Genomic DNA, 26,192 nt, shown 5'->3' with positions numbered 1-26,192 from the left:
GCTAGAAACAGAAACGGACCCCGGTCCGGAACATTACCGCAGTGTTTCACCACCCCTGGAGCTACGCATGTCAGTTCGCATCCTTGCGCTCGTCGGATCCCTCCGCGCCGGTTCGCACAACCGTCAGCTCGCCGAGGCGGCCGTCAAGCACGCCCCCGAGGGCGCGGAGGTCGTGCTCTACGAGGGCCTCGCCGAGATCCCCTTCTACAACGAGGACATCGACGTCGAGGGCAGCGTCCCCGCGGCCGCCGCGAAGCTGCGCGAGGCCGCTCAGGCCTCCGACGCGTTCCTGCTCTTCTCCCCCGAGTACAACGGCACCATCCCCGCCGTCCTGAAGAACGCCATCGACTGGCTGTCGCGCCCCTACGGCGCCGGCGCCTTCGGCGGCAAGCCCGTCGCCGTGGTCGGTACCGCGTTCGGTCAGTTCGGTGGCGTGTGGGCGCAGGACGAGACCCGCAAGGCCGTGGGCATCGCCGGCGGCAAGGTGCTCGAGGACGTCAAGCTGTCGATCCCGGGTTCCGTGGTGCGCTTCGCCGAGACCCACCCGGCCGACGACGCGGAGGTCGCCGCGCAGCTGACCGAGGTCGTCGCGCAGCTGCACAGCAACACCGGTACGGTCGCCGCGGCCTGACCTGCGACGCCTGGAACAAGGGTCGGAGTTTCCGAACTCCGACCCTTGTCCGGTCTCGGCGGGCCGGTGGGGGCTGCTCGCAGCGGCAAGGGCTGTCGGGGGACCGACCCCCAGCACCCGCCCGCCTCGCGGGCGGGTCAGTCCAGTTCCGCGAGCCGCTGCACGGCGGGGGCCGTGAAGCGTTCGATCCACTCGGCGGGGGCGCCGGTGCGCGGGGCGAGGATGACCGTGTCAATGCCGAGCTTGCCGTAGCCCGTGATGTCCCGGGTGAAGGCGTCGAGGTCGCCGCCGTCGGTCGTGTCGGGCGTGTAGGTCATGGTCTTGCGGATCTCGTCGTAGTCGCGGCCCTCGGTGTCGCAGTGGCGGCGCAGCACGTCGAGCTTGTGCGTGACCTCCTCCGGCGAGGTGGCGAAGAGGTTGCAGGCGTCGCCGTAACGGGCGACCAGGCGCAGGGTCTTCTTCTCGCCGCTGCCGCCGATCATGATCTCGGGGTGCGGGCTGCTGACCGGGGCAGGGACGCACAGGGTCTCGGCGAGCCGGTAGTGGGTGCCCTCGAAGGGGCCGTTCGCCGCCGGGTCCCACATCTGCAGACAGATCCGCAGGGTCTCCTCCAACCGCTCGAAGCGCTCCGCGAGGGGCGGGAACGGCACGCCGAGCCCCTCGTGTTCCCGGTCGTACCAGGCGGCCCCGATACCGAGGGCGGCCCGGCCGCCGGAGAGCACGTCGAGCGTGGTCGCGATCTTGGCGAGCAGGCCGGGGTGACGGTACGTCACTCCGGTCACCAGCGCGCCGAGCCGGACCGTCTCGGTGTGGGCCGCGAGGAAGCTCAGGGTTGTGTAGGCCTCCAGCATGGGGTCCTCGGCGCCGCCGTTGAACTCCATCTGGAAGTAGTGGTCCATCACCGACAGCCAGCTCACCCCGGCCGCCTCCGCCGCGGCCCCCGCGGCGGCGAGCTCGGCACCGAGAGCGGGTGCGCCCGCGGGGTGATTGAACCGGTTGATGTGCACGCCTACGCGCATGTCCGTCTCCGCTCACGGGGCCTTCGCCGACCCTGCAGACGCTAGAACTTGGAGTGCTCTCGAAGTCAAGGGCAGCCCCCGGAACCAGGCAACTGAGCCTCTCACGCCACCCGTTCCACCTCCGGCTCCCCTTGCTTCTTCGCGGCGCGCAGACTCGTCAGGGTGGTGATCGTCAGGACGAGGACGATGAAGCCGAGGGAGAAGGGGATGCTGATCTCGGGGACGTGCACCCCGGACTCGTGCAGGGCGTGCAGCACCAGCTTGACGCCGATGAAGCCGAGGATGATCGACAGGCCGTAGCTGAGGTGGACCAGCTTCTTCAGCAGACCGCCGATGAGGAAGTACAGCTGCCTCAGACCCATCAGGGCGAACGCGTTGGCTGTGAAGACGATGTACGGGTCCTGGGTGAGCCCGTAGATCGCGGGGATGGAGTCGAGCGCGAACAGCACGTCGGTGGAGCCGATGGCCAGCATCACGACCAGCATCGGCGTCATGACCCGCTTGCCGTTCTGCTCGATCCACAGTTTGGTGCCGTGGTAGCGGTCCGCCACGCCGAAACGCTTCTCCACCAGCTTCAGCAGCTTGTTCTCCTCGTACTCCTCCTCATGTGCGCCCTTGCGGGCGTCCTGGACGAGCTTCCAGGCGGTCCAGATCAGGAAGGCGCCGAAGAGGTAGAACACCCAGGAGAACGTGGAGATGATCGCCGCTCCGGCCGCGATGAAGCCGGCTCGCAGCACGAGCGCCATCACGACGCCGACCATCAGCACCCGCTGCTGGTACTGCGAGGGCACCGCGAACTTCCCCATGATCAGGACGAACACGAAGAGGTTGTCGACGCTCAGGGACTTCTCGGTGATGTATCCGGCGAAGAACTCGCCCGTGGGTTTCCCCCCGCCGAAGAGGAGCAGTCCGAGTCCGAAGAGACAGGCCAGTACGACCCAGACGACGGTCCAGATGCCGGCCTCCTTCACCGACACGTCGTGGGGTTTTCGGCCGATGAAGAAGTCGGCGCCGACCAGGACGCACAGGGCGACGACGGTCAGCAGCCAGACGGTGAGCGAGACGTTCACTGGTTCTCCTGTGCATGGGGGGCATCGACAGCGTTGCCACCGACGGGCGGCCCTTCCACCCGCAAAAGGTGAACAACAGGTCACGCCATGGCAAGGAACCGCAGGTCACAGCGGAACATAGCGGCATCACGGCTCGCGTCACCCGCCGCACGGCGGGCAGGTTCCGCCGTACGGCGGCGCCCCGGACGCAGGTCGCCGCCGAATCATGACTCCACGAGCCGCCGCGCCCCGCGTGAGGAGAAGCCATGACCTACGTCCCACCCCCGTTCGATCCCGAACTCGCCGCCGCCCTCGACCTGATCCGGGAGATGATCTCGCCCGGCATGACCCTGGACGACATCGAGCTGGTCCGCCAGGGACCGGGCATCCAGCTGCTGGCCGACATGGATCTGACCCTCGGCGGGTTCTTCGAGGTGGAAGACCGGCCGGTGCCCGGGCCCGAGGGCGCCCCGGAGATCTCGCTGCTGATCTGCCGCCCCGCCGCTCCGGCCCCCGCGGGCATCGGACGCCCGGTGATCTATCACGTCCACGGCGGCGGCATGGTCCTCGGCAACAACCGGGTCGGCGTGGACGGCCCGCTGGCCTGGGCGAAGGAACTGGACGCCGTCGTGGTGTCGGTGGAGTACCGGCTGGCGCCCGAGCACCCGCATCCGGCGCCCGTCGAGGACGTCTACGCCGGGCTCGTGTGGACCTCCGAGCACGCCGAGGAGTTCGGTGGCGACCCCGAGCGGATCGTGATCGCCGGTGCGAGCGCGGGGGGCGGACTGTCGGCGGCGCTGGCGCTGCTCACCCGGGACCGCAAGGGGCCGCGGCCGATGGGGCAGCTGCTGATGTGCCCGATGCTGGACGACCGCAACGACAGCCCGTCGACGCACCAGATGGCGGGACTGGGCGTCTGGGACCGTACGGCCAACGAGACGGGCTGGACGGCGCTGCTGGGTGAACTGCGGGGTGGCCCCGACGTTCCGGCGTACGCGGCGCCGGCCCGGGCCGAGGATCTCTCGGGACTGCCGCCCGCCTTCCTCGACGTGGGGTCGGCGGAGACGTTCCGGGACGAGGTCGTCGCGTACGCGTCCCGGATCTGGCGGGCGGGTGGGGTGGCGGAGCTGCATGTGTGGCCGGGAGGCTTCCACGGCTTCGACGGGTTCGCTCCGCAGGCCGCGTTGTCGCAGGCGGCGCGCGCGGCTCACCTGGCGTGGTTGCGGAGGTTGCTGGGCAGCTAGGGGTGTCGCGGGGGCGCCGAGGTGCTGTGGGAGGGGCGCGGGAGGAAGTGCGGCGGGGGCCGCGGGGGGCGGCTGCGGCGGCGTCGTGGCTGCTCGCGCAGTTCCCCGCGCCCCTTCAGGGGCGCTGCCGGGCCGGGCCCTTGTGCGGCGGAGCCTTTCACGGGGGCGCGGGCGGCTCTGGCGGTTGCGGTGGCGTGGCTGGTCGCGCAGTTTCCCCCGGCCCTTCTGGGGTCTGCTGGGCCGGGGCCTTCTACGGCGGAGCCCTCCGCAGACGCGCGGGAGCGCGAGCGCGCGGGCGGCTCCGATGGGTCCCGGTGGCGTGACTGGTCGCGCGCGCTTCCCCGCGGCCCTGCTGCAGTCTGCTGGGCCGGGGCCTTCTACGGCGGAGCCCTCCGCGGGCGAGGGGGCGCGGGGCGCTGCCGGGTCGGGGGACGCGGCGGCGGCTGTGTCTGGCGTAGATGTCCTACTGTCGTGCGTCCGGCCGTCCGGGCCTCGCAAACCTGGCCGAGGACTCCTCCTGCCCCGGCCCATGCCGCACCATGGGCGTATGAAAGAGCTGGCCGGGCGCCTGACCGCCCTGGACCCGGATGCCGGAGCCGCGGTGCGGGTGATCGCCTACTTCGATCGGCTGTCCGAATCCCGTGCCGGGCTGGAGGCGCTGGTGCGCGGAGCCGCCGTGCTGGCGGGGGTGCCCGCGCGGCTGGTCGATGCCGAGCGGCGGGTGCAGGTCCGGGTCGAGGCCGACGGTACGCGCCGGGACACCATGGTGCCGCCGGAACCCGGCTGGCCGTCCGCCGCCCTGACGCCCGGTGGGGCCGCCGCGCTGTGGTTGGAGCGGACCGAGGCGGCGCCCAGCGTGGTCGACGCGGTGATCCTGGAGCGGGCCGCGGGGGCGGTACGGCTGGTTCTGGACCGTACGCGGGGACGCGCGGCCGCCGATGATCCCGCGCTGGTCGAGACCGTGCTGGATGCCGCCGCCCCCGAGGCCGCACGGCTGCACGCGGCACGCGGGCTCGGACTCGACCCGGTGGCGCCCGCGCGTGCGCTGGCCCCGCTCGACGGGCGGCCCCGGATCGTGGCCGGGCGGACGGACACCGAACTGCCCGCTGGGCGCGTCGGAGTGGGCCCCGCCGTGCCCGTTCTCGATCTGCCGCGGTCCTGGGCGGACGCCCGCACCGCGCTGCGGTTCACCGCGGAGGGCACGGCTCGGGACCCCGGGCCGAAGGCCGTGTACGCCGACGAACTGGGCGGCGTCGCGCTGCTGGCCGACCTCGTCGCACCGGGCGCGGAGCCGCCGCCCGACGTCCAAGTGCTGGAGGCGGCGGGGGCGAGCACGCCCTGGCTGCTCGCCACGCTGCACGCCGTGGTCTCGACGGTGAGCCTGCGGGCCGCTGCCACGGAGATCAACGTCCACCACTCCACGCTCCAGGACCGGCTGTCCCACGCGGAGCATCTGCTGGGCTGGCCGCTGCGCACGCCTCAGGGGCGGCTGCGACTGCAACTGGCCCTGACCATGCGGCACTTGGCACGGCCGTAGCGGAGGCTCACCGGCTCATCGGAACTCGTGCACGACGTCGATCCGGCCGACGATGTGCGCGTTGAACTCGTCGAGCTCCTCGGCCGGGACCCACAGTTCGAGGATCGTGCGGCCGCCCGCCTGCTGGACGGGATAGCGGCTCAGGAAGTCCGAGTCGACCTCGAAGCGGGTCACGAAGCCGGCGCCGTCGTGCTTGACGTTCCAGTCCCGGGCGATCTTGATCGCGTAGTCCTCGTCGAGGACCGGGTAGAAGATCGGCTGCTCGGGCAGCCTCGGCGGCCAGGCGCGCCAGTCGAGCTCACGGACCAGGTCCAGCTCCACGGGGCCGGTCGGGCGCCAGAGGGTCGTGGTGGGGGGCCGGGTCGTCATCGGAGTCGCTCTCTGCGGGGGCGGACGGGAGTACGGGTACGCGTGCTGCGGGCCCGGACGCGAGGTTCCGTTAGTTGCGCGCACTATTTCCGTTAGTTGCGCGCGCACTATAGAAGCAGACGCTGAAAGTTTCAGCGATGCAATATCCTGGGCGTATCCGTATCGGGACGGAGGAAGCAGGCCCCATGACCGCCACAGACCCCTCGCTCACGGCCCTCGCCCAGGGCTGGTGCGCGCTCTCCCTGCTGCACGGACGGATCGAGGCACACATCGAGAAGGCCCTGCAGAGCGCACACGACCTCAGTGTGCGCGAGTACTCCCTGCTCGACGTCCTGGGCCGCCAGCACGACGGCGAGGGCGGACACCTGCAGATGAAGCAGGTCGCCGACGCAGTCGTCCTCAGTCAGAGCGCCACCACCCGCCTGGTCACCCGGCTCGAGGACCGCGGCCTGCTCGCCCGCTACCTCTGCCCCACCGACCGCCGCGGCATCTACACCGACGTCACGGACACCGGCCGCACCCTCCTCGAACAAGCCCGCCCCACCAACGAGAAGGCCCTGCGAGAAGCCCTCGACCAAGCCGCCGACAACCCCGAACTCGTCCCCCTGGTACGGGCTTTGGAAGCCCTCGGGGTACCGGCCTGAGTCAGCCCCCGGTGCCGGGTGAGCACTCCCCGGGCTTCGTGGCGGCCGTACAGGAGATCGCCACCGTCTTGAGGTGGTGAACAGCACAGGTCAGAGGGCTGGGGCAGTCGTTGACACCCTCTCGGGCGGGCCGTACAAAGGGCGGCATGAGCCTGCCGCAGCTGCCCCTGTCCGGGATCACGGTGGTCAGCCTGGAGCAGGCCGTGGCCGCGCCCTACGCGACCCGTCAGCTCGCCGACCTCGGCGCCCGGGTGATCAAGGTGGAGCGGCCGGGCGACGGTGACTTCGCCCGCCGCTACGACACGACCGTGCACGGCCACTCCAGCTACTTCGTGTGGCTCAACCGGTCCAAGGAGTCGCTCACCCTGGACCTGAAGGACCCGCGCGGCCTGGAGATCCTGCACCAACTCCTCGACGGCGCCGACGTGTTCGTCCAGAACCTGGCGCCCGGCGCGGCCGACCGGCTGGGCCTCGGCGTGGACGTCCTCGCCGAGCGCCGGCCGCGGCTGATCCCGTGCACGATCTCCGGGTACGGCACGGACGGGCCGTGGGCCGACCGCAAGTCGTACGACCTGCTGGTGCAGTGTCAGACGGGCCTGGTGTCGCTGACCGGGACCGCGGAGGAGACCGCGCGGGTCGGGATCTCCGTCGCCGACATCGCGGCCGGGATGTACGCCTACAGCGGCATCCTGACCGCCCTGTACACCCGCGCCACCACCGGCAGGGCCCACCCGGTGGAGGTGTCCCTGTTCGAGGCGCTGGCCGAGTGGATGAGCCAGCCGGCCAATTACACGCGCTACGGGGGCGGCCAGCCGCCGCGTCTGGGCACCCAGCACGCCACCATCGCCCCGTACGGCGCCTTCACGGCCGCCGACGGCAAGGACGTGCTCTTCTCCATCCAGAACGAACGCGAGTGGATCGTCCTGTGCGCCGAGTTCCTATGGCGGCCCGAGCTGGCCGGGGATCCGCGCTTCGCCACCGGCCCGGCCCGGGTCGCCCACCGCGAGGAACTCAACGCCGTGGTCGCCGAGCGGATCGCGCGTTCCGACGCCGCGCAGGTCCTGAGGGACCTGGAGGGCATCGGCATCGCGTGCGCCGGGGTCAACGACGTCGCCGCGTTCCTCGACCACCCGGTCCTGGCCGCCCGCGGCCGTTGGCACGAGGTCGCCGTACCCGGCGGGGCCACGGTTCAGGCGCTGCTGCCCCCGGCCGACCTGGCGGGACTGCCCGCCCGAATGGATCCGGTCCCGGCGGTGGGCGAGCACACCGAGGCGATCCTCACGGAACTCGGCCGTACCGGCGAGGACATCGCGGCGCTGCGTGCGGACGCGGTCGTCTGAACCCGCGACCCGGAGCAGACACGGTTCACCCGGGTGTCACCAGGAGTCACCAGGGCAGCGGGCCCCTGGCGTCGAAGTAGCCCCCGGTCGGGCTGTCCGCGGCGACCTGTGCCATGCGGACGATGATCTCGGCGCCCTCCGCCACGGTCTGGGTGCCCGTGTTGCCGTTCAGGTCGGTCTTGGTGAACCCCGGCTCCACGGAGTTGATCCGCATGGCCGGGAACGCCTTCGCGTACTGCACGGTGAGCATGTTGACCGCGGTCTTGGACGTCGGGTAGGCGATGCCCGGGTAGAAGTGCGCGGGGTGGCCCGGGTCGGAGAGGTGGGTCAGCGAGCCCAGGCCACTGCTGACGTTGACCACGACGGGGGCGGCCGAGCGCTGGAGCAGCGGCAGGAAGGCGTGCAGGACGCGGACGACACCGAAGACGTTCGTCTCGAAGGTGGTGCGCATCTGGTCGGCGGTCACGGTGGCCGCGACCGGCACGCTGTTGTCCTCGGTTCGGGTCTCGATACCCGCGTTGTTGATCAGGACGTCCAGGCCGCCCGCGGCCTCCAGGGTCTTGGCCGCGGCCTCGACGGAGGCGTCGTCGGTGACGTCGAGCTGCACGAACCGCGCGCCGAGTTCGTCGGCGGCGCGCCGGCCGCGCTCGGCGTCGCGGGCACCGACGTGGACGGTGTGGCCCGCCGCGATGAGTTGGCGGGCGGTCTCGAAGCCGAGGCCCTTGTTCGCTCCGGTGATGAGTGTTGTCGTCATGTCACCCAGATTGCTGCGCCGCGGCGGGTTCAGCCAGGAGACCCTTCTTCCTGGGACTGGCGGTACCAGGCACATGAGCGGCCGACGGTGTTCACTGAGGAGCATGGCGGCAACAGAACTGGCACAGGCGCTGCGGCGCTGGCGCGACCGTGTCCCCCCGCACGCGGCCGGACTCCCCTCGGGGGGCCATCGGCGCGCGGCAGGGCTGCGGCGCGAGGAACTCGCCCTGCTGGCCGGCATCTCGGTGGACTACGTCACGCGCCTCGAACAGGGGCGCGCGGCCAACCCGTCCGTACAGGTCGTGGAGGCGTTGGCCCGGGCGCTGCGGCTCTCGGGGGACGAGCGGACGTATCTGTTCGGCCTCGCGGCACTGGTGCCGCCGGGCCCCGATGTCGTGCCCGGCTTCATCACGCCCAGTGTGCAGCGGCTGCTGGACCGGCTGGTCGACACCCCCGTCGCGGTCTCCGACGCGGCCATGACGCTGCTGCTGGCCAACCCGATGTACGCGGCTCTGATGGGTGATCCGTCCGTCCTGCGCGGTTTCGAACGCAACGGTGTGTGGCGCAACTTCACGGGCATGCCGACCCGGGTACGGCACACCCCGCAGGAACGGCGTGACTTCGAGGCGGGCATGGTCGCCGAACTGCGCGCCACCGCCGCCCGCTACCCCGCCGACCGCCAACTCGCGCTTCTGGTCGCGGAGTTGCGCACCCGGAGCGAGAGGTTCGCCGAGCTGTGGGACGCCGGGGTGGTGGGCCGTCTCGCCACCTCGCACAAGACGGTCGAGCATCCTCAGGTCGGTACGCTCACGCTCGACTGCGACCTGCTCCGGGTGGAGGAGAACGACCTCCACATCCTCGTGTACTCGGCCGAGCCGGGCACCGAGGCGGCGGAGAGACTCCGGCTGATCTCGGTGCTGGGCACGCAGAGCCTGGTGGAGAGCGGCTAGTACGTCCGTCACCCCGGCCGCCCCGCGCTGTCGAGCACGGGACGGCCGGCCGGACCTGCCGGCCGCCCGCGTTCTCAGTAGCCGTACCGGTTCTTCAGGTGGCGCCAGAAGTCGCGCAGCATCCACTTGTCGAAGTCGGTGATCTGGGTCGCGCTGCCCGCGTTCATCAGGAAGCAGCACTGGCCGGTGGGGGTCCAGTCGTAGAAGTCGTCGAGGCCGAAGGTGTGGCCTACCTCGTGGAGGTAGATGTGGATGTTCTCCTGGGTGAGGGCCCCGGTGAAGTACTCCTGGCCGACCCGCTGGCCCCAGTCCCCGCCGGCCCCGCCCTGGAAGCCCTTGGTCAGCCAGAGCGACTGGTCGTAGTGGCGGGCCACGCCGCCGGGGCACTTCGAGTAGTTGCCGTCCTGGTGGAAGAAGCGGCCGCAGTCGGGGGCGCACTGCGGGGCGCCGCCGGAGTCGAGGTTCCCGGCGTAGATGTCGACCGAGTTGTCGGTCCACTGCAGGGTCGAGCGGTTCTTGACCGCCCAGCCGACGATGTTGACGGGCACGGTGGTGTACGGCCAGGCGTTGGTGCCGCTGCCGTTGTCGAGCATGGCGGCCATCCATTTGCCGAACTGCTTCTTCAGTGCGGCGTGGACCTGGTCGCGGAGGGCGGCACTGACCGGGGCGTCGGATTCCCAGCGGACGCAGTAGTTGACGCTTCCCTTGTTCGCCATGACCTGGTCCCAGCCGTAGTTGCGGAAGCCGTAGAGGTCGGGGTAGGTCGACTCGACGTGGTTCCACACCTCGCCCAGCGGCTGGACGAGGTTCGCGGGCGGGTTCCAGTTGTCCGCCGCCTGCGCGGGGGCCGCCGTGACGGCGGGGGTGGCGAAAACCGCGAGCAGGGCGGCGAGAACGGTGACGAGACGCACGATACGGGTGCGCATGGCTCCCTTCGTGGGGGCGGGATTCACTGTGGGGTCGCCGCCGGGACGCCCCGGGTTGCCCCCCGCACGCGACGGGCACCGAGCCGGGGCGGGCGTTCTCGAACCGAAAACCCAATCGGAGTGTGAGCCACCCCACAATCGATACGCTCCCGTTTCGATAGCTCCGGAGTTAGCCTGATTCCACGAGAACGAAACCGTTTCGTTCAGAACATGTCCGCTGGACGAGGATGGAGCACGCACGCCATGACCAGCGTCCTCATCGCCACAGGCCAGTCACTTCAGCGCGTCGGCCTTCGAATGCTCCTCGAGTCCCAGCCGGATCTGACCGTTGTCGGCGAGGCGGCGCACGGGCCGGAGGCGGTCCGGCTGAGCACCTTGCTCCGGCCGGACGTCGTCCTGCTGGACGGCCGCGGCACCGGCACGGACACCGTCGAGACCGTCCGCCGCCTCGCCCACGCGCCGGAACTCCATGCCCCGCACGTCCTCCTGCTCACCACGAGCGACGACGCCCACCCCTACGGCGCCCTGCGCGCCGGAGCCGCCGGACACCTTCCCGAGGACGCCACCGCCGATGAACTGGTCGCGGCCGTCCGGGTCGTGGCCGCCGGTGACGTCGTCGTCTCCCCCGGGCTGACCCGCGCGCTCATCGACGCCGTCCGCAACGGTCGGGCCATCGAGAACTCCGTCCCCGGCAACCGGCTGGGCGCCCTCACCGGACGCGAGCGCGATGTGCTCACCGCGGTCGCCTCGGGGGACTCCAACGCCGAGATCGCCGACCGGCTCTGCATCGCCCCGACCACCGTGAAGTCCCATGTCAGCAACATCCTCACCAAGATCGGCGCCCGCGGCCGGGTCCAGGCGGTGGTCTTCGCCTACGAGTCGGGACTGGTCCGGCCCACACAGCACGTTCTGCACGCGTGACGCGGGCGGGCCGACGGCCTGCTCCTGCCGGAGTCGGCCGTGCCCGTCCTCGACGTCCGCTTCCTTCCTCCGATCCCGGCCCGGCACCGCGTGTTCGCCGGCGGCCGCGGCGCGCCGGAGAGGCCGCGCCGCACACGTCAGCGGCTCGGTGTCGGCACAGGCCGGGCGGGGCCGCACGGGCGGACCGCGCCACTGCGCAGGTGCGCCTCCTCGCCGCGTCTTCGACGGTCAGGCGGCCGTGTAACCGAGTTGACGCCGCATGTAGGGCGTCATCAGGGTCTTCGCCTTGGCCAGGGTGCTGGTGCGACCGCCGAGAACCGCCGTCTCGCCGCCCGGCACGGGCAGCATGGTCACCCCGTCCGCGGGGCCGAAGGGCACGATCAGCGGGGTGCGGTGGATGGGCCGGTAGAAGCGCGGCTCCTTGCGGTGCCGGCCCGAACTGTTCAGGTGGGCGCGGATGTTCCAGGCGGCGAGGTCGGCCTGGGCGAGCGCCGCCGGGGTGATCTTGAGCTCGGTGGCGTCGTTGACGTCGCCGACCGCGAAGACGTCCAGCTGGCCCTCGGCCCGCAGTGAGCGGTCGACCTTGACATGCCCGGAGGGGGTCAGCCAGTCGCCGTGTCCGCCCAGGCGCAGCCAGAGAGTGTTGGGAGTGGTGCCGGTGGCCCAGAAGGAGAGATCCGCGGTGATGACGTCGCCGCGGGCGTCGCGGTAGGTGCCGAAGTCGTTGCCCTGCGACATGAACGAGTCGAGCCGCACCTCCACGTCGTGGGCCTCCAGCCAGGCGCGCGCCTTGCGGCCGGCCCGTTCGCTGCCCGTGTTGCCGAGCAGCGCGGGGCCGGAGTGCGCGAGCGTGACGCGGGCGTCCGGCCGGGCCAGCCGGATCTCGGCGCTGAGTTCCACGCCGGAGGGCCCGCCGCCGACGACGAGGACGTGTTCGGCGAAGGCGATCTTCTGCTGGTGCTCGGCGAAGGACTTCATCGCCTCCTCGGTGGTGGTCCCGGCGAAGCGGGCCGGTTCCGGGTAGTCGGCGCCGGTCGCGATCACCACCACGTCGTAGGGCAGCCGAGTGCCGTTGGCGAGCACCACGCGTCGCTCGGTGGTGTCGATGCGGACCACCTTGCCCACGACGAGCTGTCCGTGGCGCAGCAGCCGGTCGTACGGGATGAAGGGGATCGCGCTCCACTCCTTGCGCACTCCCGCCCGCAGGGAGGAGATACGGTGGAAGAACACCTCCTTGCGGTCCACCAGCGTGACCCGAGCTGTCGTGTCCAGCCGTTTCGCCAGCCGGACGCCCGCATAGCCGCCGCCGATCACCACTACGTCGCCGTCACTCACACCGAGTCTCCTGAACCGTGGGGGGAGGGAGTGCCATGGCGGACGAGCCGCTCCCCCGAGCACTCGGATGACGGCGAGCGTAACGCTTGAAACATAAAGTTTCGATGGCGTCTTGTGTGCATTTCGTGAAGCTGTCGGGCACCGCGGGATGCGATGTGCCCGCGGATGACGGTGAGTTGGACCCGGCCCCGCGGTACCGACGCCGGGTCAGTCGAGCTCGTAGTCGAGCCAGATCCGATGGGTGCCGTCGGCATCCACCGCCAGGCCCCCGGTACCGGAGATCCCCGACAGCTCCCCGGTGCCGCTGGAGGGAACGATGGTGAAGAACTCCGCGGTGCGGTCGCTGCCGGAGGTCGTCGCCGAGTGGGCGAAGTTGAAGGCGCCGGACCGGTCGTGCACGGAGCCCTCGAAGGACTCCATGGCCACATAGGTGCCGACGCCGGACTCCTGGTCGTACGCGGCGGTGAACAGGGTCGCCGAGCGGCCGGCGACCTCGCCCTCGAAGTGCTTCTCGATCGTCGCGACCCCGACCGGGAGCCCGGTGGCCACGGCGGGCTCGGGTGTCAGCTCGGTCGGGACGAACGCCTTCACGCTGAATGTTCCGTCGGCTCTCATGCGCCGACCGTACCGACCGGGTCTGACAATGCCCCGCCGCCCGTCCCGTCTACTCCGGCGGGGTCGGCGTGTCGTGGGTGCGGTACATCGCCTGGACGTCCAGTTCCAGCTGGACCGTGGGTCCCACGACCGCGATGCCCCGGGCCAGCATGGAACGCCAGTTCAGCGTGTAGTCCTCGCGGTGGAGTTCCGCCGTCGCGAGGGCCGCGCAGCGCAGTTCCTCGCCGTAGCCGCCGTTGACGGTGCCCAGGTAGGTCGTGTCGAGGGCGACCGAGCGGCTCACGCCGTGCATGGTGAGGCTGCCCTGGAGGGTCCACTTGCTGCCGCCCCGGTAGGCGAAGCGGCTGCTGACGAAATCGATGTGCGGGAAGCGTTTGACGTCGAGGAAGTCGCCGGAGCGCAGGTGGTTGTCGCGGGTGGTGTTGCCCGTGGTGATGCTGGAGGCGTCGATGCGGACCTGGACCCGGGACTGGGACATGTCCTGCGCGACCTGGATGCCGCCCTCGAAACGCTCGAAGCGGCCATGGACATGAGCCATGCCGACGTGCTTGGCGATGAAACGGATCGCGGTGTGCGGCGGATCGAACAACCAGACGCCGGGCGTGGGCAGTTGGAGCGCCTGGGCCGGCTGGAGCCAGACCCGCTCGGTGGGCGTCACCCCGTACGGACCCACGTCGACCGTCTCGCGATGCGGCTGGAGTCCCTCGGCCGCGGCCATCAGGCTGTAGCGGCCGGGCGGCAGTACGGCGAGGAAGTAGCCGTAGGGGTCGGTCGTGCCGCGCGCCGCGACCCGGTGCGTGTCCAGGGCGGTGACGGTGACGTCCGCGCCCGGCATGGGCGAGCCCATCGGGTCGACGATCTCACGGGCCACGGCGCCCGCGCCTTCGGGGAGGGGGACGGAAAGGCCCGCCGCCTCGGCAAGGGCAGCCTTGGACCGCCGACGCCGGAGGAGTGCGAGGGCCATGATGTTCACCTTTCTTAGGGGACTTGCTGTGGTGCTGCGGCGCTCACGGCCGACGGCCCTGATAGGCCGCCTCGAGTACCGCCCGCACGCCGTCCGCGGTCACGGGACGCGGATTGGCGTACGGCTGCCCCGCCACCTGTACGGCCGCCTCCGCCAGGTCGGTCTCCCGGAGACCGAGTTCGGCGAGGGAACGCGGTGCGCCGAGGCGCCCGGCCAGTTCCCACAGGGCATGGGGCGGGTCGTCGGTGCCAAGTGCCCTTTTCAGCACGGTCAATGCCCCCGGGATCTCGGGAGCGTTGTAGGCGAGGGCGTACGGCAGGACGACGGTGTGGGTCTCGGCGTGCGGGAGACCGTAGGTGCCGCCGAGAGCGTGGCACAGCTTGTGGTGCAGGCCCATGGTGGTGGACCCGAGGCAGGACCCGCACAGCCAGGCCGCGTAGAGCGCCTGTCCGCGCGCCTCCAGGTCCGCCGGGTCGGCGGCCAGCCGGGGCAGCGCCGCGGTCATCGCGCGGACGCCGTCCTCCGCCATCAGCGCGATCAGCGGTGAGGTGTCCGGGGCGTAGAGCGCCTCGACCGCGTGCGCGAGGGCGTTGATGCCGCTGGTCACGGTGAGCGGTACCGGCAGGGAGAGGGTCAGCTCGGGGTCGTAGACGACGCTGCGGGGCTGGACCCTCGGGTCACGGCCGGTGCGCTTGGCGCCGCCCTCGGTCAGGCCCCAGACGGGGGTCATCTCGGAGCCGGAGTAGGTCGACGGCACGGCGACGAGGGGCAGTCCGGTGCGCAGGGCGATCGCCTTGCCCAGGCCGATGGAGGAGCCGCCGCCGACCGCGACGACACCGTCGGCCCCGGCCCCGCGGGCCACCGCCTCGGCCCGGTCGGCGTCCTCGACGGGGACGTGCATACGGGCCTCGGTGTGCAGCCCCGCACAGGAGTCGCCGAGCGCGTCCGCCACCGCCCGCGCGACGGCCTCGCCCCGGCTGCCGCAGACCACCAGGACCCTCCGCAGACCGAGGTGTTCGACCTCTGCGGGGGTCGCGGTCACGGCGGCACCCGGCCGGAACACGACCCGTACGGGACGGCTCTCATAGCTGAAGTCGCCCATGAACGTCATGCGTTCGGCTCCAGTACGAGGTCGAAGCGGGCGTGCCGGAAGGGGTTCGGGATGCCGAACTCCGCGGCCAGGGACGGGTCGTCGGTCCTCGCGAAGTCCTGCACCAGACTCTGTTTCACGGCGAAGACGGCGTCGGAGTCGAGGTAGTCGCTGCCCGCGACGAAGATGTGGGTGGTGACCGGGGTGTGGCCCTCGGCGCCGACGATGAAGTGGATGTGCGCGGGCCGGTAGGGGTGCCGGCCGGTCGCGCGCAACAGGTCGCCGACCGGGCCGTCGGTGGGGATCGGGTACGGCGCCGGGACGCAGGTGCGGAACCAGAAGCGGCCCTCGGCGTCGGTGGTGAACAGTCCGCGTCCATTGCCCGCGGGCTGTACGTCGGGCTGCTGGACGTCGTAGAAGCCCCGGTCGTCGGCCTGCCAGACGTCGAGGACGGCGCCGGGCAGCGGGGTGCCGTCCGCGGAGAGCACCCGGCCGCTGACCACGCACGGCTCGGCGCCGCCCACCAGGTCGATGTCGTCACCGAGTTCCCGGACCGGCGACTCGGTCATGTGGAAGGGGCCGAGCACGGTGGACTCCGTGGCGCCCGGTAGGCGGTCGCCGTTGACGGTCTCCACGAGCATGGAGAGACCGAGGACGTCCGACAGCAGGATGAACTCCTGCCGGGTGTCCGTGCAGGTCTGCCCGGTCGCCGTCAGGAACGCGACCGCCTTCTCCCACTCCTCCTGGGTGAGCCGGGTCTCGCGCACGAAGTCGTGCAGATGACCGATCAGACCGGCGAGCAGTTCGCGCAGTCGTGGATCGGCGGTCGCGTGGAAACTGGCGACGGCCTCCTCGGTGACGCTGGTTCCGATCGCGTCGCTGGTCATCCCGGCTCCTCGTGCTCGACGGCGTTCCGCTTCTGCCATGGTCGCGCGTTCTCAGGCGTGACCGAGGATCCGCCGCAGCGCGTCCGAGAGCAGCGCCTCGGCGTCCTGGGCGGCGGTCGCGTGCCGGAAGGCGACGAACCCGTCGGGCCGTACGAGCAGGGCGCCCGCGTCGGAGATCTCGCTCAGCTGCGCCCAGTCGCCGTACGGGTCCTCGTACTGCTGCCCGGGACCGACGACCACGGTGGCGATCTCGACGTCCTGCGCCTTTGCGGCCCGGATCCAGCCCTCGCCGCCGATGCCGGTCAGCAGGGTGAAGCGGCCCTTTCCGACGGTGTCGAGGGTGGAGAGGGTGCGGGTGCCGGAGGTGAGCCAGGCGTGCGGGATGCGGGCGCCGGGGCGGGAGGTGGGCTGGTGGTGGAGTTCGGGGTCGCGGGCGAAGGTCTCCGCGGGGGTGCCGTCGGGGACGATCGCGTCCGAGGTGTAGCGCTGGTTGAGGTCGACGCCGTGCGCGTTGAACTCGTACACCTTGAAGGCGATGGCCTCACGGAGCTCGGCCCGCTGCTTCTCGGCGGCCTCGGTGGCTTCCTTGCGGGCGGCGATGTTGGCCCACAGCTGTTCGGGGGTCTGCGGGGAGAGACCGTCGAGGGCCTCGAAGATCGGGGCGGTCTCGCCGATGGACCGGTTGGCCCGGGTGACGACCTGCTTGCCCACGGGCGCGCGTTCGGCGGTGTAGGTGTCGAGGAGCTTCGGCGAGGCGGTGCCGTCGAGGACGAGCTTCAGCTTCCAGGCGAGGTTGTAGGAGTCCTGGATGGAGGTGTTGGAGCCGAGGCCGTTGGACGGCGGGTGGCGGTGGGTGGCGTCTCCGGCACAGAGGACACGGCCGGCGGAGTAGGTCTCGGCGTACATCTCGTTGACGGTCCAGGCCGAGGACGACTTGATCGTCACGGGGATCTCGTCGTCGCCGACCAGCTGCCGTACGACCGACTCGGCGTACTCGGTGGTCAGGTCGGGGGCGCCCGCCGTGACGTCGTAGCCCCACACGATCAGCCACTCGTTCCACGGCCGCACACAGCGCACCAGGCCCGCACCGATCCCGCCGACGGTGGCACCCGGGGCGAGGACCCAGTAGAGGGTGGAGGGCCGGTGGGCGGTGTACTCGGTCAGATCCGCCTCGAAGACGATGTTGATGCTGCCGGCCACGCCCATCTGGCCGCCCATCGGGAGCCCGGCGTCCTCGGCGACCTTCGAGCGGCCGCCGTCCGCGCCGATCAGGTACTTCGCCCGGATCTCGTACGTGTCCCCGCGCAGCCGGTCCCGGACGGTGACCGTCACGCCGTGGTCGTCCTGGCTGTGGGAGAGGTACTCGGTCTGGAAGCGCAGGCTGGTGCCGCGGGCCACGGCCGCGTCGACGAGGACGGGCTCCATGAGGTGCTGCGGCATGTCGCACATGCGGGTGGGGCTGGCGAGTTCGTGGGCGGCCTGGACGAGCGGGTCGTTGCCCCACGAGCGCACCCGGCCGAGTTCCTCGCCGGCCAGGCTGGTGCAGAAGGTGGTGTTGCCCATCAGGTGCTGCGGGGTCGCCTGCGCGATCACGTCCTGCTCGACCCCGAGGTCGCGCAGCACCTCCATCGTCCGCTGGTTGGTGATGTGCGCGCGGGGGGTGTCGGCGAGGCTCGCGTAGCGGGTGACGACGATGTTGGGCACGCCGTACGTGCTCAGGGCGAGCGCGGCCGAGGCACCGGCCGGGCCGCTGCCTACGATCAGGACGTCGGTCTCGACGACGGTGGACACGGGGCGCTCCTGGCGGGGACGGAACAGGGACGACGGACAGTAGTGATCATGGCGCGATCCGCCCCGGCACGGGTGTCTCAATACGAGACACCCCCGCAGTCGTTGTCCGTTCAACCGAGCCCGCTACGGTGGGTACGTCGTGACCACCACAGAGCCCTCCCCCGCAGTCCACGCCCGCCCACCCCTGCGAGTGGCGCGTGAGCGCTTCCTGTCCGGACGCCCGCTGCCGGACGGTGTGCCGGAGGAGGTCCTCGCGGCGTGGCGGCGGGCCCGGTTCTTCGGCGTACCGCACGACTTGAGGGAGCCGGCCGCCGATCCGCCCCGGCCGGCCGAGTCGCCGCTGCTCGGCGCCGCCCGCCCGGTGCTCGAACGGATCGCCCCCGCTCTGGACGCGAGCCGCTCGGTCCTCCTCCTCACCGACGCGCGGCTGCGGGTGCTGTGGACGTCCGGGAAGGCGCCCGGGCTCGCCCGGTGCCCAGGGCTGTCGGAACAGCAGGTCGGTCACAACAGCGCGGCCCTCGCCCTGCGCGGCCGGCGTCGTGCCGAGGTGCACGGGCCCGAGCACTTCCTCGACGTGTGGCAGGACGTGTCGGCGGTCAGCGTCCCGGTCCTCGCGCCGAAGAGCGGACAGGCCATCGGCACGCTCACCATCGCCTCCCACCTGTGCGGCGGACGCCCGCCGCACCCTCAGGCCGCACTCGCCGAGGCCGCCGCCGCCGCGGTCGAGGCCGAACTGCCGGCCCGGTCGGGACAGCCCGAACAGGTCCTCCTGGACGCCTACTTGCGAGCCGCCCGAGGCGAGGACCGCGCGGTGGCCGCGCTGGACGGCCGCAACCGCCTCATCAACGCGGCGGCGGAGCGGCTGGCGACTCCTGAGGTCCTGCGGGTGCTTGAGCGTACGGCGCTGGCGGCACGGCACACGGATGCGCCGGTGACCGCCGAACTGCCCGCGGGAGCGGGGTGCGGCGCCCGGATCGACCTGGTGCGGCAGGAGGGCGCGGTCGTGGGGATCGTGGCCGTCCTGGAGCCGCGGGGCGGGGAGACGCCGAGGCCCCGGCCGCGCCCGCTGCCCCGGCTGGCCGGCTCCTCTCTTCCGTGGCGGTACGCCGTGGAGCGCGCCGCCGGGCTGGTCCGCTCCCCCGAGCCCGTGCTGTTCACCGGTGAACGGGGGACGGGGAAGACCGCGCTGGCCCGGGAGTTGCTGGCAGCGGGCGACCTTCAGATGATCGACGCGGCCGAAGACGAAGGGCTCGAAGGGGACTTGGCCGCATGGGCCGCCGGCAGCCCCCTGATCCTCCGGCACGCCGAGCGGCTGACGCAGCCCGCCGTGGCCACCCTCAACTCCCTGCTCGACGAGCACCCGGATGCCCGGCTGCTGGTCACCCACAGCCCGGGAACCCCGCCGGGCCCCTGTCTTCAGCGGCTCCTCGACAAGCTGGCCGCCCGCACGGTCGTACTGCCGCCGCTGCGGGAACGCGCCGAGGACATCCGGGAGTTGCTGTCGGCCCTCGCGCCGCGCCCGGCACCGGGGAGCCCTCCACTGACCTGGACCCTGGACGCCCTGCGCGCCCTCGAACAGCATCCGTGGCCCGGGAACGTCACCGAACTCGCCCATGTCGTGCAGGCGTTGGCCGAGCACCGACGGCTCTCAGGACCGGTCCGCCGGGCCGAGCTGCCGGACACCGTGCGGGAGGGCCCCGCCGCCCGTCCGCTCAGCCCGATGGAACACGCCGAGCGTGCCGCGATCCTGGAGGCCCTGCACCGCCACGGCGGCAACAAGTCCCGCGCGGCCGCGGCACTCGGCATCGGGCGGGCGACGCTGTATCGCAAACTGCGGGAGTACGAGGGCTGAGGAGCACGGCCAGGACGCCCGCCCCGGCGCGTCAAGGAACCCTGCGGGTGGTCCCGGCCGCCGGCATCCACTGCGTGGATGAGCCGGATACGGGATTCGGATCGTGTGGAGGATGGCGGTGGACCGTCCGGACCGCCCATAGTCGTGCCAGCCCGCACGCCGCTGTCCGGACCAGCCGCCGGTGTGCGGACCGCACCGCCTGCCGGCCGCCCTCGTAGGCGTCTCGCTCACGGCATGCCCGCTCCCCGTACACCGTTCTCTGGAGTCGTCATGCCCGGATCCATGCCCCGGTCCCCCGCCGCGCAGGACGACAGCGTCCCCTCCCCCGTCACCGTGTCGGGCCCGGCCCATCTGCTGCGAGTGACCCTGCTGATGGCGGGAAGTTGCCTCCCGATCCTGGGGGCGGTGCTGATCGCCCCGGTGCTGCCGAAGATGCAGGACCACTTCGCGTCCGTCCCGGGCGCGAAGGCACTCGTGCCGCTCGCGCTGACCGTTCCCGCGCTGTCGCCGACCCTGCTGGCGCCGTTCGCCGGGGTGATCGTGGACCGGCTCGGGCGCAAGCGGCTGCTGATCGTGGCGACGCTGCTGTACGCCGTTTTCGGTACGGCGCCGCTGTGGCTGGAGTCGCTGGGGGCGATCATCGCGAGCCGGGCGTTGGTCGGCGTCACCGAGGCAGCGATCATGACGTGCTGCACGACACTGATCGGGGACTACTACTCGGGGCGGCTGCGGGTGAAGTACCTCGCGCTGCAGACCATGTGCGCCTCCGCGTCGGCGACCGTGTACGCCGCACGCGGGACCTGGGTACGCCCCGGGGACGTCCTGGGCTCCGGCACCTGCGGCAACGGCGGCTGCCTCGCCGAGCTGTGGGGTCTGCGCGGTGAGCGGGACCCGGCCCCGCTGAAGCCCGGTGACACGGTCACGCTCACGGTCGAGGGCATCGGCAGTGTCAGCAATACCGTGGTGAGCGGCGCCGATCCGGTGCCGGTACGGCCCGCCCGCCGCCGGGCACGACCAGGGCGCCGAGCGGCCGCGCCCCCGCACCGGCGGTGTCAGAGCGGGGGCCCCGATCGGCGGGGCGCCACCCCGGGCCGACGCGGGCCTGCATACCGTAGAGGCAGATCACCACCTGCCCGGGAGCCCGCATGACCGGTAGCCGCCGCAAGAGACCCGGCGACGCCTTCGACGCCATCGAGCCTCCGGGCGACGCCGGGCTGGTCGCCGCGGTGGTGACCGTGACGGGCCTCGTCGAGTTCCTCGGCGCGCTGTCCGGGTCCGAGGTGTGGCTTCTCGGGCTGCTGGTGTTCCTGCCGGGCGCCGCCTCGGCGCTGGGCACGGTCCGGCAGACGGCGTTCGTCGCCGTGTGGACCACGCTCGTCGTCACCGCCAGCGTGCTGGTGCGGGACCGCCAGGCGGGCCACTGGTTCGACCGGCTGCTGCTGATCCTGTTCACGCTGGTCCTGGCGGCGACCTCCGTGTACGGCTGCCACCGCCGGATCAGGCGCGAGGACGCGATGCTGCGGCTGCGTTCCACCGCGGCGGCCATGCAGCGGCACATCCTGCATCCCCTCCCCCTGGTGACCGACGACGTCCTGGTCAACGGTGTGTACGAACCGCTCCAGGAGGAACGGCTCGTCGGCGGGGACATCTACGACGTCGTCGACTCACCCTTCGGGACCCGGGTGCTGATCGGGGACGTGCAGGGCAAGGGGCTCGCCGCCGTCGGCTCCGCGTTCGCCGTCATCGGAGCCTTCCGGGAGGCGGCCCACCGCGAGCCCACCCTCACCGCGCTCGTGGACACCCTGGACGCCGCCGTCGTACGGCACAACTCCTACGCCACGCACACCGGCGACGACGAACGCTTCGTGACCGCGCTCATCGTCTGCGTCGACGCGGACACCGAGGTGCAGGCCGTCAACTGCGGCCACGTCCTGCCGCATGTACTGCACGACGGGACGGTCAGCACACTCGAACTCGATCCCGGCGTCCCGCTGGGCCTGGCCGAGCTCGCCCACGAGCCCACCACCGTGGGCTGGTTCGACTTCCCCGAGGGCGCGACGCTGCTGCTGAGCACCGACGGCCTGACGGAGACCCGCTCCGCCGACGGCACGTTCTACCCGGTCGACGAACGCCTGACGACATACGTCGACCTCTCCCCCACCGAGCTGCCGCAGGCCCTGCACGACGACGCCCGCGCGTTCGCCGGCCCCGGCGGCCCCCACGACGACGTGGCCGTCCTGACGGTCCGCCGTTCCGTGCGGCCCTGAAAGGCGCGCTGCGACGGGCAGGCCTGCGGGACCCCTTGGCGTCGGCTCCATGGACGAGCTTCCGTCGCCGGCCGACGGTTGTCCGGCATCGCCTGCCGCTTCCTGGGCAGCCCGTCCGAGGCCGAGTCGGCGCGGGTGCGCCGGGTGGCGCCGGGGTGAGACCCACTTCGGCGAAAGGCCGGTCACAGGTCGAGACGCAGTGCTAGGAATTGGCCAGAACTGTTCGTCTCGCGCCCCTCCCCCCGATTCGTCCGGCGGGACGATCTGAACAACCACCCCTGTGCGCCGCGTTGTTAGGAGTGCAGGACGCGAGGCGAACCAGAACCGTGAGGCCATCTTGTCGAACACACCGACCGCCACCCGCCGGGGATGGGGAACCCGCAACTGGCGCGTGGCCAGAAAACTCCAGGCCATCCTCCTCATCCCGGTGATCGTGGCCCTTGTCCTCGGCGGCATACGCGTCAAGAGCTCCGTGGACACCTGGCAGGACGCCGACGACGCGGTCCGCGTGGCGGAACTGGTCCAGGCGGCCAACAAGTACGCCAGCGACGCCATCGACGAACGCGATGTGTCGGTCATCCCCCTGGTCAAGGGCGACCGGACGTCGAGCGTGGTCGCGAAGGCCCGCGCGAACACCGACGCGGACGCGAGGGAGTTCGACGAGGCGGTGGAGCGGATGCCGCAGGCAGCCGGACTGCTGCGCCGGGTCGAACTCGTCCGCATCGGCGAGAAACAGCTCGCGACCGTGCGCGCGAACGCCTTCACCTCCCGGCTGACCGGCGTGCAGACCGAGGAGAGCTACCACGCCGTCCAGCACCCGCTGATGGAGATCTCCAACGAGCTCGGCTTCGGCAGCAGCAACCAGGCGAGCTTCGGCCGCACCCTCTACGCCGTCTCCCTCACCCAGGCCGCCGAGTCCCTGATCCGGGCGATCGGCACCCATCTCCTGGTCGAGGACCGCGGCAAGCTGGCCCCGGGCGAACTCCAGGCGCAGCTCGGCTCGTTCAGTTCCTACGTGTATCTCGAGCAGGTCGCGCTCCAGGAGTACGCGGGCGCCGGCACCGCCGGAGACATGACCCGGCTGCGCAAGGCGCTGTCCGATGCCCAGAAGCAGGGCGAGAAGCAGGCCGAGGCGGCCCGGACGCAGGCCGAGGCGGCGGGGAAGCCCTTCGTGGCCCCGCCGAGCCTGGAGAAGATGGCCGCGGAGATCGCCTCGGGCAAGTCGGCGGCGCAGCTCACCGCGCAGGGCATCACGCCCGAGACGTTCTTCGCCGCCTCCACCCTGAGCTTCGACGCGTACCGCAGTGTCGAGGTGTATCTGACCGACAGCGCGCTGTCGGACGCCCACAGCATCGCCGACGACGCCCGCGACGACGCCGTCATCAACGCCGCGCTGGTGCTCACCGCGGTCCTCGTCGCCTTCCTGCTCGCCGCCTGGGTGGCCCGGACGATGAGCACCAGCATGCGCCGGTTGAGCGCCTCGGCCCACGAGATCGCCGGGCAGCGTCTTCCCGCCCTGCTCACCCAGCTCACCCGGGCCATCCCGGGCCGGGTCGACGCCCAGCTCGCCCCGATCCCGATCACCACCACGGACGAGATCGGCGAGGTCGCCCGCGCCTTCGACCACGTGCACCGCGAGGCCGTCCGGCTCGCCGCCGAACAGGCCCTGCTGCGCGCCAACATCAACACGATCTTCAGCAACCTGGCACGTCGCAACCAGTCGCTGATCGAGCGTCAACTCGGCCTGATCACCGATCTCGAGGGCCGGGAGGCCGACCCCGACCAGCTGGAGAACCTCTTCAAGCTGGACCACCTCGCCACCCGCGTGCGCCGCAACGGCGAGAACCTCCTCGTGCTCGGCGGTGAGACACCCGCCCAGCAGTGGGACCAGCCGCTGCCCCTGGTCGACGTGATCCGCGCGGCGGCCTCGGAGGTCGAGCAGTACGAGCGCGTCGAGCTGTCGGGGATCCCGGAGGCCGAGATCCACGGCCGCGCGGTGACCGACCTGGTGCACCTGCTGGCCGAACTCCTGGAGAACGCGACGGCGTTCTCGCCGCCGCAGTCCCGGGTCCTGGTCACCGCGGCGCGGCTGCCCGACGGTCGGATCATGGTCGAGATCCACGACCGGGGCATCGGGATGCCGCCCGATGAGCTGGCCGACATCAATCACCACCTGGCCGACCCGCCCACCGTGGACGCGGCGATCTCCCAGCGCATGGGCCTGTACGTGGTCGGCCGGCTCGCGGACCGGCACGGCATCCGCGTCCAGCTGCGCCCGTCCGAGGAGGGACAGGGCACCACCGCACTGGCGATGCTCCCGGACACGATCACCTACCGCGGGACGGCGACGGAGTCCGACATCGACACCATGGCCCTGGCAACCTTCGCGGACCCGGGCTTCCCCGGGGCCACCGCCCGCGGTTACGAGGCCTGGAACGACAGGTAGGCGGCCGACACCGGTCGCGAGACGCGGTGTTCGGTCACCGGCGGCCTTCTCCCCGGCACCGCTCCGCCCGCACCCGGGCCGCTGCCGCCGATCAGGCGCGATAGGTTCCGCCTCTGGGAACATACGGAGGTGCCGTGGGCGAGCCGGACGCACACAGGGAGATCACGACCGCCAGGGAGGCGGCCGACGACGCGCTGGTGCTGGCGTTCGGACGGCTGCAGGGCGCCGCGGGCCGGCTGGAGTACATCCTGGGCCGACGCATCGAGGAGGAGTGCGGGATCAGCCACCTGATGTTCGAGGTGCTGCTGATCCTCGGCCGCGCGGGCGAGCCGGGGCTGTCGATGCGGGCGATCGGGCAGGAGCAGGTGCTCAGCACGGGCGGGGCGACGCGGCTGGTGGACCGGATGGAGGCCGCCGGGCTGGTGCGGCGCGTCACGGACCCGGACGACCGCCGCGGACGCCTGGTGACCCTGACACCCCGGGGTGAGGAGACCGCCGTACGCGCATCCCGCCTGCACGTGGAGAACATCAAGCGGTACTTCCTGGAGCCCCTGCCCGCCACTCACCGGGAACGCTTCATGGAGGACCTGCGCATTCTCAGCCACGCGGCCCGGGACTCCCTGCCGCTGCTGCCCTGAGCAGCGGACTGTGACGCGCATCACTCCACCGGGCTCCCTCGCGTCGAAATACCTGCTGAGTCAGATAATGTTCCCAGAGGTGAGCGTCCGCACCAGGCGGGCGCAACCCTCCCCCCGAGGTCTTCGATGAAGCTCGTCCACGTCTTCGACGCCTACTGCGGCTGGTCCCACGGTTTCTCCGCGACCCTGCGCGAGGTCGTATCCCGCCACCCCGAACTGCCGGTCGAGGTCGTCTCCGGCGGCCTGTTCACCGGCGGCCGCCGGGTCCCGATCCGTGAGTTCGGCTACGTCCAGGGCGCCAACGCCCAGATCGCGGAGCTGACCGGCGCCGACTTCGGCGAGGGCTACGAGCGGCTGATCGCCGACGGCTCGTTCGTGATGGACTCCGAGGCCGCCGCCCGCGGCCTGGCCGCGCTGCGCGGGTCCGCTCCCGAGCGTGCGGTGGAGCTGGCCATCGACCTCCAGACGGCCTTCTACGTCGACGGGCGCAGCCTGTCGGAGGCGGCCACCTACCGCCGGATCGCAGAGGCGGCCGGGCTGGACGCCGACGCGGTGGTCACCGCGTTCGAAGACCCCGCGGCGTCGGCTGCCGCGAAGAACGACTTCCGCCGCGCGGCCGACCTCGGCGTCACCGGCTTCCCCACCCTGCTCGCCGTCGACGGCGAACGGGTCGTCCCGCTGGCCCGCGGTCACGCCACCGCCGACGAGATCGACCACCGGCTCGCGAGCCTGTCCTGACCCCGTCCCACCCTCTCCACCAGCCAGGAGCCCCCTTCATGAGCACCCTCGACTTCAAAATCCTCGACCTCGACTTCCCCGCCGGCAGCAAGAACAAGACGGCCACCCTCGTCACCGGCGAGAGCGAGGCCCTGCTGGTGGACGCGGCCTTCACCCGCGCCGACGGACACCGTCTGGTCGCCGAGA

The 26,192-nt window shown here is 71.6% G+C and carries 24 protein-coding genes and 1 pseudogene; 14 read left to right on the top strand and 11 right to left on the bottom strand.

Going from position 1 to position 26,192, the window contains the following annotated elements:
• The first annotated feature begins 67 nt into the window (after positions 1-67).
• On the top strand, positions 68-631 hold the full coding sequence (locus ABZT93_RS32380; protein WP_356111382.1) for an NAD(P)H-dependent oxidoreductase: 564 nt from the start codon (positions 68-70) through the stop codon (positions 629-631).
• A gap of 137 nt (positions 632-768) precedes the next feature.
• Here the strand turns inward: ABZT93_RS32380 and ABZT93_RS32375 are convergent, their stop codons facing one another.
• Together ABZT93_RS32375 and ABZT93_RS32370 are read right to left on the bottom strand one after the other, a co-directional pair.
• Positions 769-1,650 carry an LLM class F420-dependent oxidoreductase gene (locus ABZT93_RS32375; RefSeq protein WP_356111380.1) on the bottom strand — a complete coding sequence of 294 codons (882 nt, stop codon included), beginning with the start codon at positions 1,648-1,650 and terminating at the stop codon, positions 769-771.
• A 101-nt stretch (positions 1,651-1,751) separates the two neighbouring features.
• A complete protein-coding gene (locus ABZT93_RS32370) occupies positions 1,752-2,720 on the bottom strand; it encodes a TerC family protein (RefSeq protein ID WP_356111379.1) in 969 nt (322 codons plus the stop codon).
• 245 nt (positions 2,721-2,965) lie between these two features.
• Here ABZT93_RS32370 and ABZT93_RS32365 point away from each other — a divergent pair, with 245 nt between their 5' ends.
• Positions 2,966-3,943 (top strand): alpha/beta hydrolase, encoded by a 978-nt coding sequence (locus tag ABZT93_RS32365; RefSeq protein WP_356111377.1) that lies wholly within the window; start codon positions 2,966-2,968, stop codon positions 3,941-3,943.
• A 547-nt stretch (positions 3,944-4,490) separates the two neighbouring features.
• On the top strand, positions 4,491-5,480 hold the full coding sequence (locus ABZT93_RS32360) for a helix-turn-helix domain-containing protein (protein WP_356111375.1): 990 nt from the start codon (positions 4,491-4,493) through the stop codon (positions 5,478-5,480).
• A gap of 15 nt (positions 5,481-5,495) precedes the next feature.
• Here the strand turns inward: ABZT93_RS32360 and ABZT93_RS32355 are convergent, their stop codons facing one another.
• Complete coding sequence (locus ABZT93_RS32355) at positions 5,496-5,849, bottom strand: hypothetical protein (RefSeq protein ID WP_356111373.1); 354 nt, start codon at positions 5,847-5,849, stop codon at positions 5,496-5,498.
• Between the two features lie 185 nt (positions 5,850-6,034).
• Between ABZT93_RS32355 and ABZT93_RS32350 the strand changes: the two genes are divergently transcribed.
• Both ABZT93_RS32350 and ABZT93_RS32345 read left to right on the top strand, forming a co-directional pair.
• Positions 6,035-6,493 (top strand): MarR family transcriptional regulator, encoded by a 459-nt coding sequence (locus ABZT93_RS32350; RefSeq protein ID WP_356111371.1) that lies wholly within the window; start codon positions 6,035-6,037, stop codon positions 6,491-6,493.
• 146 nt (positions 6,494-6,639) lie between these two features.
• A complete protein-coding gene (locus ABZT93_RS32345; protein WP_356111369.1) occupies positions 6,640-7,833 on the top strand; it encodes a CaiB/BaiF CoA-transferase family protein in 1,194 nt (397 codons plus the stop codon).
• Between the two features lie 46 nt (positions 7,834-7,879).
• On the opposite strand, the gene ABZT93_RS32340 is transcribed toward ABZT93_RS32345, so the two are convergent.
• Entirely contained in the window at positions 7,880-8,587 is a 708-nt protein-coding gene (locus tag ABZT93_RS32340; RefSeq protein WP_356111367.1) for an SDR family oxidoreductase, read from the bottom strand.
• Positions 8,588-8,690: 103 nt separating this feature from the next.
• Here ABZT93_RS32340 and ABZT93_RS32335 point away from each other — a divergent pair, with 103 nt between their 5' ends.
• Positions 8,691-9,536 carry a helix-turn-helix transcriptional regulator gene (locus tag ABZT93_RS32335; protein ID WP_356111365.1) on the top strand — a complete coding sequence of 282 codons (846 nt, stop codon included), beginning with the start codon at positions 8,691-8,693 and terminating at the stop codon, positions 9,534-9,536.
• A gap of 74 nt (positions 9,537-9,610) precedes the next feature.
• Here the strand turns inward: ABZT93_RS32335 and ABZT93_RS32330 are convergent, their stop codons facing one another.
• Positions 9,611-10,462, bottom strand: a complete 852-nt coding sequence (locus tag ABZT93_RS32330) for a hypothetical protein (RefSeq protein ID WP_356111363.1) — start codon at positions 10,460-10,462, stop codon at positions 9,611-9,613.
• A gap of 243 nt (positions 10,463-10,705) precedes the next feature.
• On the opposite strand from ABZT93_RS32330, the gene ABZT93_RS32325 reads away from it, so the two are divergent.
• Positions 10,706-11,383 (top strand): response regulator transcription factor, encoded by a 678-nt coding sequence (locus tag ABZT93_RS32325; RefSeq protein ID WP_356111362.1) that lies wholly within the window; start codon positions 10,706-10,708, stop codon positions 11,381-11,383.
• Between the two features lie 228 nt (positions 11,384-11,611).
• Here the strand turns inward: ABZT93_RS32325 and ABZT93_RS32320 are convergent, their stop codons facing one another.
• The 6 genes from ABZT93_RS32320 to ABZT93_RS32295 form a co-directional block, all read right to left on the bottom strand.
• Entirely contained in the window at positions 11,612-12,718 is a 1,107-nt protein-coding gene (locus tag ABZT93_RS32320) for an FAD-dependent oxidoreductase (RefSeq protein WP_356111360.1), read from the bottom strand.
• 207 nt (positions 12,719-12,925) lie between these two features.
• Positions 12,926-13,333, bottom strand: coding sequence for a DUF3224 domain-containing protein (locus ABZT93_RS32315; protein ID WP_356111358.1), 408 nt, complete (start codon positions 13,331-13,333; stop codon positions 12,926-12,928).
• 49 nt (positions 13,334-13,382) lie between these two features.
• Positions 13,383-14,297 (bottom strand): YceI family protein, encoded by a 915-nt coding sequence (locus tag ABZT93_RS32310; protein ID WP_356111356.1) that lies wholly within the window; start codon positions 14,295-14,297, stop codon positions 13,383-13,385.
• A gap of 43 nt (positions 14,298-14,340) precedes the next feature.
• Positions 14,341-15,408, bottom strand: a complete 1,068-nt coding sequence (locus tag ABZT93_RS32305) for a maleylacetate reductase (protein ID WP_356111353.1) — start codon at positions 15,406-15,408, stop codon at positions 14,341-14,343.
• Positions 15,405-16,274: an intradiol ring-cleavage dioxygenase gene (locus tag ABZT93_RS32300; RefSeq protein ID WP_356111351.1), complete on the bottom strand. Its 870-nt coding sequence runs from the start codon at positions 16,272-16,274 to the stop codon at positions 15,405-15,407. The genes ABZT93_RS32305 and ABZT93_RS32300 overlap by 4 nt, the downstream gene beginning before the upstream one ends.
• 51 nt (positions 16,275-16,325) lie before the next feature.
• Entirely contained in the window at positions 16,326-18,065 is a 1,740-nt protein-coding gene (locus ABZT93_RS32295) for an FAD-dependent monooxygenase (RefSeq protein WP_356111350.1), read from the bottom strand.
• A 139-nt stretch (positions 18,066-18,204) separates the two neighbouring features.
• On the opposite strand from ABZT93_RS32295, the gene ABZT93_RS32290 reads away from it, so the two are divergent.
• The 7 genes and pseudogenes from ABZT93_RS32290 to ABZT93_RS32260 all read left to right on the top strand — a co-directional run.
• Positions 18,205-19,917 (top strand): helix-turn-helix domain-containing protein, encoded by a 1,713-nt coding sequence (locus ABZT93_RS32290; protein ID WP_356111348.1) that lies wholly within the window; start codon positions 18,205-18,207, stop codon positions 19,915-19,917.
• 270 nt (positions 19,918-20,187) lie between these two features.
• On the top strand, positions 20,188-21,066 hold the full coding sequence (locus tag ABZT93_RS32285; protein ID WP_356111346.1) for an MFS transporter: 879 nt from the start codon (positions 20,188-20,190) through the stop codon (positions 21,064-21,066).
• Positions 21,063-22,184, top strand: a complete 1,122-nt coding sequence (locus tag ABZT93_RS32280) for a PP2C family protein-serine/threonine phosphatase (RefSeq protein WP_356111344.1) — start codon at positions 21,063-21,065, stop codon at positions 22,182-22,184. Before ABZT93_RS32285 ends, ABZT93_RS32280 begins: the two co-directional genes overlap by 4 nt.
• Before the next feature lie 391 nt (positions 22,185-22,575).
• Positions 22,576-24,630, top strand: coding sequence for a nitrate- and nitrite sensing domain-containing protein (locus ABZT93_RS32275; protein WP_356111342.1), 2,055 nt, complete (start codon positions 22,576-22,578; stop codon positions 24,628-24,630).
• 134 nt (positions 24,631-24,764) lie between these two features.
• Positions 24,765-25,268, top strand: coding sequence for a MarR family transcriptional regulator (locus tag ABZT93_RS32270; protein ID WP_356111341.1), 504 nt, complete (start codon positions 24,765-24,767; stop codon positions 25,266-25,268).
• 126 nt (positions 25,269-25,394) lie between these two features.
• Complete coding sequence (locus ABZT93_RS32265) at positions 25,395-26,006, top strand: DsbA family protein (protein ID WP_356111338.1); 612 nt, start codon at positions 25,395-25,397, stop codon at positions 26,004-26,006.
• A gap of 38 nt (positions 26,007-26,044) precedes the next feature.
• Positions 26,045-26,192, top strand: a pseudogene (locus ABZT93_RS32260) (MBL fold metallo-hydrolase); the annotation flags it as partial.

Origin of the sequence: Streptomyces sp. NPDC005303, from assembly GCF_040607335.1 — a bacterium.
Classification (GTDB): Bacteria; Actinomycetota; Actinomycetes; order Streptomycetales; family Streptomycetaceae; genus Streptomyces.
The sequence above is the reverse complement of the archived record's forward strand: the minus strand, read 5'-3'. Positions and strand labels throughout refer to the sequence as shown.